This window comes from Flavobacterium sp. MFBS3-15 (assembly GCF_026107645.2).
Classification (GTDB): Bacteria; Bacteroidota; Bacteroidia; order Flavobacteriales; family Flavobacteriaceae; genus Flavobacterium.
The window spans coordinates 53,969-67,787 of the sequence record NZ_JAPCHV010000008.1 but is presented as its reverse complement, the minus strand read 5'-3'; the positions used below and the strand labels follow the sequence as shown (position 1 = coordinate 67,787).

Sequence of the window (13,819 nt, the reverse complement as noted above, 5' to 3'; positions counted from 1 at the left end):
AATGGCACATCGACTTTTGATAATTGTTTAAAATTCTGTTGCTATAATTTACTCCTTCACGACCTTCTCTACTTTCATGCCTTTATCAGTAAACACTTTTACAAAGTACATTCCCGTTGGCCTGGCCGTAAGGTCGATGGTCGTGCTGCTATCGTTCACAATACCGGTTTCCAGCAGCCTGCCCTGTATGTCATACATCTCAATGCTCCTTACCGTATTGTCCGATGTAATGGTTACGATGCCTTTGGCCGGGTTCGGGAACGCCTTAACCGAGTTGTCTTTTTCGAAATCGCCGGTGCTCAGGGTTTCAAATGTAGTATTGGCATCATTGGTCTCGGCGGGGAATTCATAATCAAAGAAAATCCTTGCCATATTGCTCACTGTGGCTCCCTGGGTAAGGCCAGGTTTCGTTTTTACCTTAAACAGTATATTGCCATGGTCTGCCACCGCCATGTTGGCATCTTGGAACATAAATTCCACCTTGTTGCCGGTAACCACAGTACGCATGGCATGCGAGCTGTTGATTACCTGGACCGATGAGGCATCAAACTGTGCAGGATCGACATTGTGTTTCACCACCACGTTGGTAATCGTTTCGGTACCGGTATTCTTAAAATTCACTACGTAGTGGAGGTAATCGCCAATGGCGGCAGGCGATTCGCTCTCACCTTCTATGCAGACAATATTGTTAGGGTTAAATGTTTCCACAGCTTCCTGTTCCAGCACAAAATTATTATCGGCAGGGATGTCATCACCTCCATCCACAGTCAGTACCGAGGAGAACTGCAGCACCTCGCCCGCACTTACCGGTGGAGTATCTGCCGGCCCATTGATGTCAAGTGTAACGTTGATTTCCCTGTTCTCAAAAGGCCTCAGCCCTGTAAAGTTCCAGGTGTAGGTACCCGGCACAACCAAATCCGGAAAAGGGTTCACGTAGGCATAGTCGATAAGCGTAATGTCGCAGCTTAATGTCACGCTGCCCGACACGGTCTGGTTGCCTTTGTTCTTATAAACAATCTTATAGGTAGCCTGCCCTCCGGGAACTGCCGGCATGAGCGGCTCTATGACAACTTCTACATCAGGGTTATTTCCATTTGGGGTAATGCAGAAATCACGTACTTCCACTGAATTGTTTACCAAAGGAAAAGTCACGCTTTCCGATGGCTGGGTAACCGTAAAAAATCCTGCATTCTCCAATTGCGGGGCGATGGTAAACGTACCTGCCTGCGTATAAATGCTGTAGTTCCCCCCTTCGCCGGAAAATGTAATGCCCGGTTCAGCATTGCCATCAATGCGTATTGGTATGAAAGGCTGCGGAATTTCACCTGTACATCCGTTGCCATCGCCGTCAAAAAGCATGGTGCCTGCAATGGTATTATAATCGCCTCCGGGCACAAAGGTGCAGTATTCATTGAAGTTTACTGTCATGCCGTAGGCTCCGGCGATGGCAGACACTACGGCTTCCTCGCTTTCGTCAATGCAAACAAATGCAAGGTTGGGATTGCCTGACCAGTTATTGGGCGCTGTAAGTCCGTCATACACCTGTGTAGCGCCGTTTTTTATATTGATGAATGTAATGTCATTTGAAAAACAATCCAGTTCATTGAAAGCCGGGCAACCCGAAAAGTCGAGTGTCGTCAGCTGGTTTTGCGAACAATCTACCCTTTCAAGATAGTCCATTCCTGAAAAGTCGAGCGCTGTAAGGTAGTTTTGGCTGCACAGCAGCGTTTCCACATGGTCCAGGCCGGAAAGGGTGAGCGCAGCAAGATAATTATTACTGCAATCCAACAAGCTCAGGTCGGGCAGGTTAGTTACCGATAACGAGGTAAGCACATTGCCGCTGCACTTCAGTTCGCGCAGGTCGGCAAGCGAAGTTACATTAAGCGTAGCAAAAGCATTATTATTACATTCCAGCCAACGCAGGTCGGTAAGGCCGGTAAAGTTAATAGACGAAAGGTTGTTACCCGAGCAATACAAACCTCTCAGACCGGAAAGCCCGGTCACATTTAGCGTAGCCATAGCAGCATTGTTTCCGCAATAAACAGTCTCAAGATTCCCTAATCCGGTAAGGGTAAGGGCAGCAATGTTATTTCCCGAGCAGTTTAAAACCTCAAGGTTGTTGAACGACTGTATGCCGGACATATTCGTTATTCCCGCCGCGGAAACATCCAACTCGTATACCGCATTGGCTTCAGACTGCTGGATATAGTTATCGTTGTTCGTGTCGATCTTCATTGAAGCGCCACTGCTGTTTTTCGCAATGTTATTAGTAGTGTTGGCCGCAAGCAGCCTATCCCTGAAGCTGGTATCAGGAATGCTTATTATCTGCGCCCCGGCAATGCCGGTAAACAGCAAAAGCAGTATGAGTAATAATCGTTTCATAACAAATGTATTTGCCGGTTTTTTCAAATATATCCTTTTTAAGGCATTTTGCTCCTTCCTGTTTAGAATTCGCACGCTGCCATTGAGAATTCGTAGCACTATAACGACTTCAGCAGTTCCTGCAGCCTTTCCTTCTTTCGCTGCGAAATGGGCAGGTTGCTGTTATCTGCCATTACAGCGTAGCCGCCGTCTTTCTTTATATAAGACTTGAGGTAGGCCAGGTTGATCAGGTGCGACTGGTGTATCCTTTCAAAACCCTGTTCCGAGAGCAGGTCTTCATATTCCTTCAATGTTTTGGCTATCAGCACGGGCTTATGGTCCTTAATATGAAAGCGCGTATAATTGTCCTGCGACTCCAGCCGTATGATGTCACTCACCTCAAACAGGTGGATGCCATCAGAAGTTGACAGTGCGATCCTCTTGAACTTGTCGACCTTTTTGCGGATGTTTTCCAGCAGCAGGTCGATATGCGCGTAGCTGTCGTTATTTGTGAGCACCTTTTTTATTTTTTCAATCACTTTCCTCAATTCCTCCGGATCCACAGGCTTGAGCAAATAATCCAGTGCGCTGAAACGGAATGCTTTTACTGCAAATTGCTCATGCGCCGTAATGAATACGACGTGCGACGAAAGGCGGCCACTTTTTTTCGCAAACTGCTCGAGGATGTCGAAACCTGTGCCGTCGCCCAATTGTATGTCAAGAAAGATCACGTCCGGCTTGTATGTTTCAATTGCATTGATGCCACCCTTCACACTGTCGGCCTCGCCCAGTATAGTAATATCAGGCGCGTACATGGCCAAAAGTCCTTTCATACCGTTCCTCAGGTTGGCGTCGTCATCTATAAGTAAAGCTGTGATCATGAGTTAGTTATTAGCATATTGTACAGGCAAATTTAATATAATTCGCGTTCCCGCCGGCTCGCCTATTGTGTTTAAAATCTCTTTTATTTCTACATGGGAAGATCTCGAAGTCACCGCTTGTATTACCTCCAGCCTTTTCCGTGTAATTTCCAGGGCCATCGATTTGTGTACTGTTACCGAAGCCTCCTTAAGCTTCTTCGACCTGTTGATTCCTATGCCGTCATCGGTTACTGTGCATACGAGCTTTTCGCCCTCCAGTTTAAAGTCAATGGTGATGAGTCCCCGCATTTTTTTGGGAACGATGCCATGAATGATGGCATTTTCAACAAAGGGCTGCAGCAATAATGGCGGAAGGGCCATGTCGTCTTCGATGTCCGGGTCTTTTGTTATCTCAAATTCAAACATATTGTTGAAGCGCAGCTGCTCCAGCTCTAGGTAGTTTTGCAGGCTCTCAATCTCCTTGTCTATCGGTATCACAGACTCCTTGGAATATTCCAGGGTAAGGCGCATGAGCTTCGAGAATTTCGAAAGGTATTTTATCGCCTGGTCGGTACCGTTCTGTACGATAAAGCTCGAAATACTTCCCAAACAGTTGAACACAAAGTGGGGGTTCATCTGAAGGTGCAGGGCCTTTTGCTCATATTCGGCAAGGTCGCGTTGCAGCGTAAGGCGTTTTTTCAGCTGCAGCCTGCTATAGACCAAAAAGGCTATCCCAAAAACCAACACCGCCGAAAGACCTATGAACAGCAGTTGCTGGCGGTGCCTTTTGCCCTGCTCATCATACAGCACCTGCCGCTTTTCCTGCTCTACTTTCGCCAGGGCTGCTTTTCGTTCAAATTCATAATTCATCTCCTCGCGAACTATGCTTTTTATGTTCTCGCTATTGATGATCTTGTCTTTTGCCGCCGTATATTTCTTATAGTGGCGGAACGCTTCGGCATCATTGCCCATTTTTTCGTAAATGTCGCTCAGCGCCTTTTCCGATTCCCGTACCTGGTCCAGCACGCCAATTTCTTCGGCCAGCGCCGACGAACGCTTGAGGTTAGCAATAGCATCTGCGGTACGGCCCTCCTTTACATACACGCTGCCCAAAAAGCTAAGCGAAGATGCGGCGCCATACTTTTCCCCCAACTGCTCAAACAATGCCAGTGCCTTATTGTAATAAGCAATTGCCTTTTGAAGCTCGTTACCCTTTTTATAAAAATTGCCATAATTATTGTAGAGTTCTGCAAGACCGCGATTGTTTTCAAACCTTCCAAATTGCACTTCCGCCTCGTTAAAGGATTGGAGCGCCTTCTCATCATCATCCTTGGCAAGATAGATTTTCCCAATATTCGAAATAGTAATTGCCGACGACGGGTCACCGGTTTTCTTCTGTATCCAAAGCGCCTTGTTGAAATAATCCAGCGCCTTGGTATATTCCTTCTGCGTGCTGTATATATCGCCTATGTTGTTGTAAACTATTGCTACAATTTCTTCCTGCCCCGTTTCCTGAAATAATTTCAGGGCCTTAAAGTAATACTCAAGCCCCTTGGCATAATTATTCTGCTCCGAACAAACAATACCTATGCTGCCATATACATTAGCCAGCCCGTTTTTATAATCATTGTTTTTCCTGTCGGATTTCACCAGGGCCTCATACAATTGCTGCGAATTGGTAAAGCTTTTAAGGGCAAGCGTATATTTGCTGAGGATGATATTGGCATTGCCCACATTGCGCCAGGCATTAGCCTCCTGCTGCTTTAGTCCTGCCCTGTGCGAAACATCCATTGCCTGCCTGGCATAGTGCAGCATCTTTTCAGGCTCGTTCTCATATTCTGCAGCAATACCATTGAGCAGCACGGCCTTTTCAGTTTCATTGGCCGGGTGCTTCAGCTCGTTAAAAAGGCTATCCAGAAGTTTCGTTTGGGAGAATGACGGCATACTGCTGAAAACAGCACAAAGCAAAGCCAGGTATTTTAAAATCTTCATACGCCGCATGTATTACGGAAGCAAATGTATGATTTCGTACGGATTAATTATTATCCGTTTAGAATTTAAGGGATGTGATTTAGAATTTGAAGCAGATTACAGGTCAAGCTCCTTATTGATTAAGTGCTTCTCATTTTTCCTGTCACTTTTTCTTTTCTCGGATTTAATTTGCCCAGACCATTTATCTTTATCGCAATCAAAATAAATACTCGTCCAGGCAAAAGGTGTCCCTTGCCTTATCATAACACCATTCCATAGACAATTATCCCGACCGCAATCGTGTTTTGAGTATGTGCCAAAATTCCTGTGTCTGATTTTTTTATCATCAAGTATTTTTTTCTGGGCTTTCCTGAGGTCGTCCCAAATCCCGTTTCGGTCACCTACGGTCAGTTGCTCTCCAAGGTATTGGACTTCCATAAAAGTTACAGGGTCTTTAAGCTGAAGAAAATCAAACGATTTTCTAAATAGTTTATGCGCATAGTCCCTTACCTGTATTTTTTCTTCAAGGTTCAGTTTATCATTTTCCGAAATCGAGCGATATAATCCAAGCGTATTAAAATCGCTATACTTCTTATGATTATCAATATAGAATAGGTACTCCTCTAATGATAATGTGTTGAATTTTTTACCGATTTCCATAATAGTAACTTGTTACGCATTTTCAGCAATACAAATAAAACAAAAATCGGGATAGGTCAACGAACCTATCCCGATTTTCTATACATTCTGAATAATTACTTCTTCACCTTAAAAGCTTTCTCTCCCGGAAAGTAAGCCACTTCGGCCAATTCTTCCTCGATGCGCAGCAATTGGTTGTATTTTGCCATACGGTCAGAGCGTGAAGCCGATCCCGTTTTGATCTGGCCGCAGTTAAGCGCCACGGCAAGGTCAGCAATCGTGTTGTCTTCCGTCTCTCCTGAACGGTGCGACATTACAGAAGTGTAGCCTGCATTGTGCGCCATGTTTACGGCAGCAATCGTTTCGGTAAGGGTACCGATCTGGTTTACTTTTACAAGGATTGAGTTGGCTGTATCTTCAGCAATACCTTTGGCAAGGCGCTCTACGTTGGTTACGAACAAATCGTCGCCCACCAGCTGTACCTTATCACCAATCTTCTCTGTAAGGTATTTCCAACCGGCCCAGTCGTTCTCCTGCATACCGTCCTCGATAGAGATGATTGGGTATTTTGCAGCAAGCTCAGCAAGGTAATCGGCCTGCTCTTCGCTGGTCCTGATTTTTCCTCCTGCACCTTCAAATTTCGTATAGTCGTATTTTCCGTTCACGTAGAATTCAGAAGCCGCGCAGTCAAGGGCAAGCTTAATGTCTTCTCCAAACTTGTAGCCCGCATTCTCAATAGCCAGTTTAATGGTATCAAGCGCATCCTCAGTACCGCCTTCAAAGTTCGGTGCAAAACCACCTTCATCGCCCACAGCAGTGCTCAGGTGACGGTCATGAAGCACTTTTTTCAGGTTGTGGAACACTTCAGTACCCATTTGCATGGCGTGCGTGAAGCTGGTCGCTTTAACAGGCATGATCATGAATTCCTGGAATGCGATAGGTGCATCGGAATGCGAACCACCGTTGATGATGTTCATCATAGGCACCGGAAGCGTATTGGCCGAAACACCGCCGATGTAGCGGTACAGCGGAAGGCCAAGCTCATTTGCTGCCGCTTTGGCTACAGCCAAAGAAACGCCAAGGATGGCATTGGCACCAAGGCTCGATTTATTGGCAGTTCCATCAAGTGCGATCATGGCTTTATCAATAGCGTTCTGCTCGAATACCGACATACCTATGATTTCGGCAGCCAGCTTAGTATTTACGTTCTCCACGGCTTTGGAAACACCTTTGCCCATGTACGCCTTACCACCGTCACGAAGCTCTACCGCCTCGTGCTCACCGGTTGAAGCGCCTGATGGTACTGCTGCCCTTCCGAGGATGCCGTTTTCGGTAACTACATCAACTTCCACTGTCGGGTTGCCGCGTGAATCCAATATCTGCCTTGCGTGAACTTTAATAATAATGCTCATTAATTTTTTGTTTTATTGTTATTATTCGGTTGTTTAATTTGAGTAAAAACCAAATTTAATCAAATTAAAATATCAAATTCTTTAATTTTTAAAAACTTATAAACGCAAACGTTTTAGCGCCAGCATTTTACTCCCGAAATCAGGATTTACTTTTTTGCGCCTTCAATATTCGATATGAACTGGTCAAAAAGGTAGGTTGCATCATGTGGGCCCGGGCTTGCCTCCGGGTGGTACTGTACTGAGAAGCAGTTTTTGCTCTTCATACGCATTCCGGCTACAGTGCCGTCGTTGATGTGCTCGTGGGTAATCTCAAAGTCAGGATGTTTTTCCAGTTCTTCCCGCACTACGGCAAAGCCGTGATTCTGGGAGGTAATCTCACCTTCACCGGTCAATATATTGCGCACGGGGTGGTTAATGCCCCTATGGCCGTTGAACATTTTATAGGTGGGGATACCATTGGCCAAAGCCAAAACCTGGTGCCCAAGGCAGATACCGAATACCGGCTCATTCTTATCAAGGATGTTGCGGGCTGTTTCCTGTGCAGCATATAGCGGATCGGGGTCACCGGGTCCGTTGGAAAGGAAGTAGCCGTCGGGATCGAAGCTTTTAAGGTCTTCGTACGATGCATCATAAGGGAACACCTTGATGTAGCAATCCCGCTTGGCCAGGTTGCGCAGGATGTTCTTCTTAATGCCAAGGTCGAGCGCAGAGATTTTGTACTTCGCATCAGGGTTACCAACGAAGTACGGCTCTTTCGTCGACACTTTGGATGATAGTTCCAAACCTTTCATATCAGGTATACCCAAAAGTCGCCTTTTAAGGTCCTCAATATCGCATTCCTCGGTGCAAATAACCGCATTCATTGCCCCATTATCCCGTATATAACTCACGAGGGCACGGGTATCCACATCGGATATTGCAACAAGGTTTTGTTTTTCAAAATACTCTTTAAGGCTTTCGGTAGAATTGGGCCTTGAGTGGTTAAAGCTGAAGTTTTTACAAACCAGCCCTGAAATCATGATCTTGTCGGCCTCAACTTCTTCCTCATTCGTGCCATAATTACCAATATGGGCATTGGATGCCACCATGATTTGCCCAAAATAAGATGGATCGGTAAAAATTTCCTGGTAGCCGGTCATCCCGGTATTGAAGCAGACTTCACCAAAAACAGTACCTTCAATCCCAATGGACTTGCCATAAAATATAGTACCGTCTGCAAGGAGCAGGATCGCTCGATCCCTGTTAGAATATTTCATTATGTCGTTTGTTGTTGTGTTGTGTGCAAATTTACTTTAAAAAATCGTGAAAGCGAAACGTATTTTCAGGCCAAAAAAAAAAAGGACAAACGTTAAGTTCATCCTTTTTTGATATTTGAAAATCATTGTTTCATGATTATTCAGTAGCTTCCTTGTTTTCTTCTGTATCAACAGCAGGAGCTTCTGTAGCTGCAGGAGCTTCGGCAACCGGGGCAGCAGCGTCTGCTTTCTTGGCAGTACGGCTACGGCGTGTAGTTTTCTTAGCTTCTTTCTTAACAGCGTTGTACAGTTCGTTGAAGTCTACCAGTTCGATCATTGCCATATCAGCGTTGTCACCAAGACGGTTACCAAGCTTAATGATACGGGTGTATCCGCCCGGACGATCGCCTACTTTAGCTGCTACTTCCCTGAAAAGTTCAGTAACTGCATATTTGTTGCGAAGGTAAGCGAAAACAATACGCCTGTTGTGAGTAGTATCTTCTTTCGATTTTGTAACAAGCGGCTCAATAAATTGCTTAAGCGCTTTAGCTTTGGCAACAGTCGTATTGATACGCTTGTGCTCTATAAGCGAGCAGGCCATGTTAGCCAGCATAGCTTTCCTATGCCCTGTCTGCCTGCTTAAGTGATTATTCTTTTTTCCGTGTCTCATCTCTGTAGTAATATAAACCTAAAAAGGTCCGGATTATTCTTTATCTAATTTGTATTTCGTCAAATCCATCCCGAAGTGCAGGTTTTTAGACGCTACAAGCTCATCAAGCTCAGTAAGCGACTTTTTACCGAAGTTACGGAACTTCATCAAGTCATTCTTATTGAATGATACAAGATCACCCAAAGTATCAACTTCAGCCGCTTTCAAACAATTCAGTGCCCTTACAGAAAGATCCATGTCAACCAATTTGGTTTTAAGAAGCTGCCTCATGTGAAGAGACTCTTCATCATAAGATTCTGTTTGTGCAATTTCGTCGGCCTCAAGAGTAATTCTTTCATCAGAGAACAGCATAAAATGGTGAATCAGTGTTTTTGCTGCCTCAGTAAGCGCATCTTTAGGATGTATAGATCCGTCGGTGATGATTTCGAATACCAGTTTTTCGTAGTCGGTTTTCTGTTCAACACGGAAGTTTTCTATAGTATATTTCACGTTTTTTACCGGAGTAAAGATTGAGTCAGTGAAGATTGTTCCTATAGCGGCGTTTTGCTTTTTATTTTCTTCAGCCGGAACATAACCCCTGCCTTTCTCAATGGTAAGTTCAAGGTTAATGTTTATCTTGCTGTCCATGTTGCAGATCACAAGATCCGGATTCAACACCTGGAAACCTGAAATGAACTTCTGGAAATCGCCGGCAGTAAGCTGGTCTTTTCCTGTAAAAGATACAGATACAGATTCATTGTCGATATCCTCGATCTGGCGCTTAAAACGAACCTGCTTAAGGTTCAGAATTATTTCTGTAACATCTTCAACAACCCCTGCTATAGTGGAAAATTCGTGATCAACTCCTTCAATGCGAACTGAAGTAATTGCGTAACCTTCCAATGAAGAAAGCAAAACTCTTCTAAGTGCGTTACCAACGGTCAATCCGTAACCCGGTTCCAAAGGCCTGAATTCAAACTTGCCTGTGAAATCCGTAGAATCGATCATTATAACTTTATCGGGCTTCTGAAAATTAAATATTGCCATATTTCGACTAATGTCAATTATTATTTGTTATACAACTCAACGATTAGTTGTTCTTTGATGTTTTCCGGAATCTGGATCCTTGCAGGTACAGAAACAAATGTTCCCTCCTTAGTATCGTTGTTCCAGGTGATCCACTCATATACCTGAGCAGAGTTTGATAAAGAATTTGTGATGGTGTCAAGAGATTTTGACTTTTCACGAACAGCCACTTTATCGCCGGCTTTAAGGTGGTAAGAAGGGATGTTCACCAATTCACCATTCACAGTAACGTGCCTGTGTGAAACGATTTGCCTTGCAGCCCTGCGTGAAGGTGCAATACCCATCCTGTACACTACGTTGTCAAGCCTTGCTTCGCAAAGCTGTAAAAGGATTTCACCTGTTACACCTTTAGAGGCAGCAGCTTTTTCATACAGGTTTCTGAATTGTTTTTCAAGGATACCGTAAGTGTACTTAGCTTTTTGCTTTTCCATCAACTGTACAGCGTACTCTGATTTTTTACCCCTTTTCTTGGCCAGGCCGTGTTGTCCCGGAGGGTAGTTTCTTTTTTCGAAGGCTTTGTCGTCTCCGAAGATCGCCTCACCGAATTTACGGGCGATTTTTGTTTGTGGACCAGTATATCTTGCCATTTCTAAAAATTAATAAGCAGGAGGTTATGAATTCAGGTCTCATCCTCCGATAACCTTAATTCCCGCTCTTGTTATACTATAAAATTAAACTCTCCTTCTCTTTGGAGGGCGACAGCCGTTGTGCGGCATTGGTGTTACGTCGATAATCTCAGTAACTTCGATTCCTCCATTGTGCAGTGACCTGATAGCAGACTCACGTCCGTTACCCGGGCCTTTAACGTAAACTTTAACCTTCTTAAGGCCGGCCTCAAGAGCAACTTTGCTGCAATCTTCAGCAGCCATCTGGGCAGCATAAGGAGTGTTCTTTTTAGAACCCCTGAAGCCCATCTTACCTGCAGATGACCATGAAATAACTTCACCTTTCTTGTTTGTAAGAGAAATGATGATGTTGTTGAAAGTTGCGCTAATATGTGCTTCGCCTGTAGACTCTACAATTACTTTACGTTTTTTTGTACTCGCTTTAGCCATACTACTTATTATTTAGTTGCTTTTTTCTTGTTAGCAACAGTTTTCCTCTTACCTTTCCTAGTCCTTGAGTTGTTCTTGGTGCGTTGGCCCCTAAGCGGAAGACCTGCCCTGTGGCGGATTCCCCTGTAACAACCGATATCCATCAGGCGCTTAATGTTCAAAGATATTTCTGAACGAAGCTCACCTTCGATCTTATAGTAAGACACAGCGTCACGGATGGCGCTGATCTGGTCATCGTTCCAATCCTGAACCTTAATATCCTCGCTAACGTTAGCTTTAGCCAAAATCTCTGCAGCCCTGCTCTTTCCTACACCGAAGATATAGGTAAGGGCAATAACTCCCCTTTTGTTTTTAGGTATATCTACCCCTGCAATTCTTGCCATAATTATCCTTGTCTTTGTTTAAATCTAGGATTCTTTTTGTTAATAACATATAATCTGCCTTTCCTGCGCACTATGATGCACTCGGCACTTCTTTTCTTAACTGACGCTCTTACTTTCATTGTTAATAGCTTTAGTATCTATAAGTAATTCTTGCTTTGGACAAATCATAAGGGCTCATCTCAAGTTTCACCTTGTCGCCCGGAAGCAACTTGATGTAGTGCATACGCATCTTTCCTGAAATATGAGCAATTACTATATGCCCGTTTTCTAATTCAACACGGAACATGGCATTAGACAATGCCTCTATTATTGATCCGTCCTGTTCTATTGCTGACTGTTTTGCCATAAAAATTGTTAAGCTACTGCTTTTCTATTCTTACCACTTTTCATCAAACCGTCGTAATGCCTGTTCAACAGATAAGAGTTTATTTGCTGAATGGTATCGATCGCAACCCCGACCATAATCAACAGTGATGTTCCGCCATAGAACAAAGCCCACTGCTGCTGAACCCCAAAGTTAAACACTACTGCCGGGAACACGGCAAGCAATGCTAAGAACAATGAGCCAGGGAATGTGATCAATGACATGATCCTGTCAAGGTAGTCTCCGGTCTCAACACCAGGCCTTACGCCCGGTATAAAACCACCACTCCTTTTTAGGTCATCTGCCATTTTGTTGGTAGGCACCGTTATCGCGGTGTAAAAGTAAGTAAAAATTATTATTAATAAAGCAAAAACCACATTATAGGTCAAACCGAACACATTCTGGAATTGCGAAGTCACGGTTTGAGCCGTATCCGACTTCGACAATCCTGCAAGTGCTGCCGGTATGAACATGATTGCCTGGGCAAAGATTATCGGCATAACCCCGGAAGCATTAAGCTTCAAAGGAATCCATTGCCTGTTGCCACCCGCCATATCCTGTTCAAAATCACCCGAGGTTGTACGCCTTGCATATTGTACAGGAATCTTTCTTACTGCCATGATCATAAGGATACATGCAATAATTACAAGAAGCCATACCACAATTTCAAGAACAAGCATCAAAGGGCCGCCGTTGTTTTCCGTTATCACAGAAGTAAACTCCTGGATGAAGGCCTGAGGCATCCTCGCAATGATACCTACAAGGATCAATAGCGAAATACCGTTACCAATACCTTTATCAGTTATCTTTTCACCAAGCCACATTGCAAAAATGGTACCGGTTGTAAGGATAACCACCGATGAGAACAGGAACGGGAACGAATCCGAAGGCAAAAGGAATGCCTGGGCCGGAAGTGTCCTGTACAGGTTATAGATATAACCCGGTCCCTGAACCAGCGTAATAAGTATTGTAAGCCAACGGGTAATCTGGTTTAGCTTTTTCCTGCCGCTTTCGCCTTCCTTCTGCAATTTTTGCAGGTAAGGTACTGCGATGCCCATAAGCTGCACCACGATCGAGGCAGAAATATAAGGCATGATACCCAATGCAAATACAGATGCCTGCGAGAACGCACCACCTGTAAATACATCGATTAGCCAGCCAATACCTCCCTTAGTCTGATCTGTCAAGCTGTTTAGCTGTGTAGCATCAATACCCGGCAGGGTTACGTGTGCACCAAAACGGTACACAAGCAACAATCCCAGAGTAACAAGAATCCTGTTCTTTAGTTCCTCTATTTTCCAGACATTGGCAAACGCTTCGAAAAATTTCTTCATAATGAAATTAAAGATTATAAAGTTACCGCTTCGCCACCGGCAGCCTCGATAGCCGCTTTAGCAGTTGCAGTAAATTTGTGAGCAGTTACTTTTAGTTTTGCCTTAAGCTCTCCTCTTCCTAAAATCTTTACCATTTCATTTTTTGTAGCAAGGCGGTTTTCAACCAGTACTGTAAAATCTACAGTATCAGTAGCAAATCCGTTGTCTACAAGAGCCTGAAGCGTGTCAAGGTTGACACCTGCATATTCCTTACGGTTGATGTTCTTGAAACCGAATTTAGGAACACGGCGCTGTAGCGGCATCTGGCCACCTTCAAAACCTACCTTCTTAGAGTAGCCCGAACGTGACTTGGCACCTTTGTGGCCACGTGCGGCAGTACCGCCTTTGCCCGAACCTTCGCCACGGCCTACCCTTTTATTCTGATTATGAACCGAACCTTCCGCAGGTTGTAAGTTACTTAAATCCATGAG

Annotated in this window: 15 protein-coding genes; all 15 read right to left on the bottom strand. The window is 44.5% G+C overall.

Going from position 1 to position 13,819, the window contains the following annotated elements; genetic code table 11:
* Positions 1–48: 48 nt before the first annotated feature.
* Complete coding sequence (locus OGH69_RS08605; RefSeq protein ID WP_265174050.1) at positions 49–2,382, bottom strand: DUF7619 domain-containing protein; 2,334 nt, start codon at positions 2,380–2,382, stop codon at positions 49–51.
* Between the two features lie 98 nt (positions 2,383–2,480).
* On the bottom strand, positions 2,481–3,242 hold the full coding sequence (locus OGH69_RS08600; protein WP_265174049.1) for a LytR/AlgR family response regulator transcription factor: 762 nt from the start codon (positions 3,240–3,242) through the stop codon (positions 2,481–2,483).
* A 3-nt stretch (positions 3,243–3,245) separates the two neighbouring features.
* Entirely contained in the window at positions 3,246–5,213 is a 1,968-nt protein-coding gene (locus OGH69_RS08595; protein WP_265174048.1) for a tetratricopeptide repeat-containing sensor histidine kinase, read from the bottom strand.
* A 96-nt stretch (positions 5,214–5,309) separates the two neighbouring features.
* Positions 5,310–5,852 (bottom strand): hypothetical protein, encoded by a 543-nt coding sequence (locus tag OGH69_RS08590; RefSeq protein ID WP_265174047.1) that lies wholly within the window; start codon positions 5,850–5,852, stop codon positions 5,310–5,312.
* Positions 5,853–5,947: 95 nt separating this feature from the next.
* Positions 5,948–7,243, bottom strand: a complete 1,296-nt coding sequence (eno, locus tag OGH69_RS08585) for a phosphopyruvate hydratase (protein WP_265174046.1) — start codon at positions 7,241–7,243, stop codon at positions 5,948–5,950.
* Between the two features lie 146 nt (positions 7,244–7,389).
* Entirely contained in the window at positions 7,390–8,499 is a 1,110-nt protein-coding gene (gene carA, locus OGH69_RS08580) for a glutamine-hydrolyzing carbamoyl-phosphate synthase small subunit (protein ID WP_265174045.1), read from the bottom strand.
* Between the two features lie 136 nt (positions 8,500–8,635).
* The gene (rplQ, locus tag OGH69_RS08575; protein ID WP_265174044.1) at positions 8,636–9,148 is read right to left on the bottom strand and encodes a 50S ribosomal protein L17; all 513 of its coding nucleotides are present in this window, start codon (positions 9,146–9,148) and stop codon (positions 8,636–8,638) included.
* Positions 9,149–9,181: 33 nt separating this feature from the next.
* A complete protein-coding gene (locus OGH69_RS08570) occupies positions 9,182–10,174 on the bottom strand; it encodes a DNA-directed RNA polymerase subunit alpha (RefSeq protein WP_265174043.1) in 993 nt (330 codons plus the stop codon).
* Between the two features lie 20 nt (positions 10,175–10,194).
* The gene (gene rpsD / locus OGH69_RS08565; protein WP_265174042.1) at positions 10,195–10,800 is read right to left on the bottom strand and encodes a 30S ribosomal protein S4; all 606 of its coding nucleotides are present in this window, start codon (positions 10,798–10,800) and stop codon (positions 10,195–10,197) included.
* A gap of 84 nt (positions 10,801–10,884) precedes the next feature.
* Positions 10,885–11,268 carry a 30S ribosomal protein S11 gene (gene rpsK / locus OGH69_RS08560; protein ID WP_108776509.1) on the bottom strand — a complete coding sequence of 128 codons (384 nt, stop codon included), beginning with the start codon at positions 11,266–11,268 and terminating at the stop codon, positions 10,885–10,887.
* A gap of 8 nt (positions 11,269–11,276) precedes the next feature.
* A complete protein-coding gene (gene rpsM, locus OGH69_RS08555) occupies positions 11,277–11,651 on the bottom strand; it encodes a 30S ribosomal protein S13 (protein ID WP_265174041.1) in 375 nt (124 codons plus the stop codon).
* A 2-nt stretch (positions 11,652–11,653) separates the two neighbouring features.
* Entirely contained in the window at positions 11,654–11,770 is a 117-nt protein-coding gene (gene ykgO, locus OGH69_RS08550; RefSeq protein WP_002987490.1) for a type B 50S ribosomal protein L36, read from the bottom strand.
* A gap of 11 nt (positions 11,771–11,781) precedes the next feature.
* Entirely contained in the window at positions 11,782–11,997 is a 216-nt protein-coding gene (gene infA, locus OGH69_RS08545) for a translation initiation factor IF-1 (protein WP_007136545.1), read from the bottom strand.
* Positions 11,998–12,005: 8 nt separating this feature from the next.
* Positions 12,006–13,349, bottom strand: coding sequence for a preprotein translocase subunit SecY (gene secY / locus OGH69_RS08540; RefSeq protein ID WP_265174040.1), 1,344 nt, complete (start codon positions 13,347–13,349; stop codon positions 12,006–12,008).
* 14 nt (positions 13,350–13,363) lie between these two features.
* Positions 13,364–13,816 (bottom strand): 50S ribosomal protein L15, encoded by a 453-nt coding sequence (gene rplO / locus OGH69_RS08535; protein WP_265174039.1) that lies wholly within the window; start codon positions 13,814–13,816, stop codon positions 13,364–13,366.
* Positions 13,817–13,819: the final 3 nt, after the last annotated feature.

What these genes read in the sequence shown, in the direction of transcription:
- secY (WP_265174040.1), bottom strand. Translation starts at nt 13,349, where the DNA reads ATGAAGAAATTTTTCGAAGCGTTTGCCAATGTCTGGAAAATAGAGGAA.
- OGH69_RS08570 (WP_265174043.1), bottom strand. Translation starts at nt 10,174, where the DNA reads ATGGCAATATTTAATTTTCAGAAGCCCGATAAAGTTATAATGATCGAT.
- infA (WP_007136545.1), bottom strand. Translation starts at nt 11,997, where the DNA reads ATGGCAAAACAGTCAGCAATAGAACAGGACGGATCAATAATAGAGGCA.
- rpsK (WP_108776509.1), bottom strand. Translation starts at nt 11,268, where the DNA reads ATGGCTAAAGCGAGTACAAAAAAACGTAAAGTAATTGTAGAGTCTACA.
- ykgO (WP_002987490.1), bottom strand. Translation starts at nt 11,770, where the DNA reads ATGAAAGTAAGAGCGTCAGTTAAGAAAAGAAGTGCCGAGTGCATCATA.
- OGH69_RS08600 (WP_265174049.1), bottom strand. Translation starts at nt 3,242, where the DNA reads ATGATCACAGCTTTACTTATAGATGACGACGCCAACCTGAGGAACGGT.
- OGH69_RS08605 (WP_265174050.1), bottom strand. Translation starts at nt 2,382, where the DNA reads ATGAAACGATTATTACTCATACTGCTTTTGCTGTTTACCGGCATTGCC.
- carA (WP_265174045.1), bottom strand. Translation starts at nt 8,499, where the DNA reads ATGAAATATTCTAACAGGGATCGAGCGATCCTGCTCCTTGCAGACGGT.
- OGH69_RS08595 (WP_265174048.1), bottom strand. Translation starts at nt 5,213, where the DNA reads ATGAAGATTTTAAAATACCTGGCTTTGCTTTGTGCTGTTTTCAGCAGT.
- eno (WP_265174046.1), bottom strand. Translation starts at nt 7,243, where the DNA reads ATGAGCATTATTATTAAAGTTCACGCAAGGCAGATATTGGATTCACGC.
- rpsM (WP_265174041.1), bottom strand. Translation starts at nt 11,651, where the DNA reads ATGGCAAGAATTGCAGGGGTAGATATACCTAAAAACAAAAGGGGAGTT.
- OGH69_RS08590 (WP_265174047.1), bottom strand. Translation starts at nt 5,852, where the DNA reads ATGGAAATCGGTAAAAAATTCAACACATTATCATTAGAGGAGTACCTA.
- rplQ (WP_265174044.1), bottom strand. Translation starts at nt 9,148, where the DNA reads ATGAGACACGGAAAAAAGAATAATCACTTAAGCAGGCAGACAGGGCAT.
- rplO (WP_265174039.1), bottom strand. Translation starts at nt 13,816, where the DNA reads ATGGATTTAAGTAACTTACAACCTGCGGAAGGTTCGGTTCATAATCAG.
- rpsD (WP_265174042.1), bottom strand. Translation starts at nt 10,800, where the DNA reads ATGGCAAGATATACTGGTCCACAAACAAAAATCGCCCGTAAATTCGGT.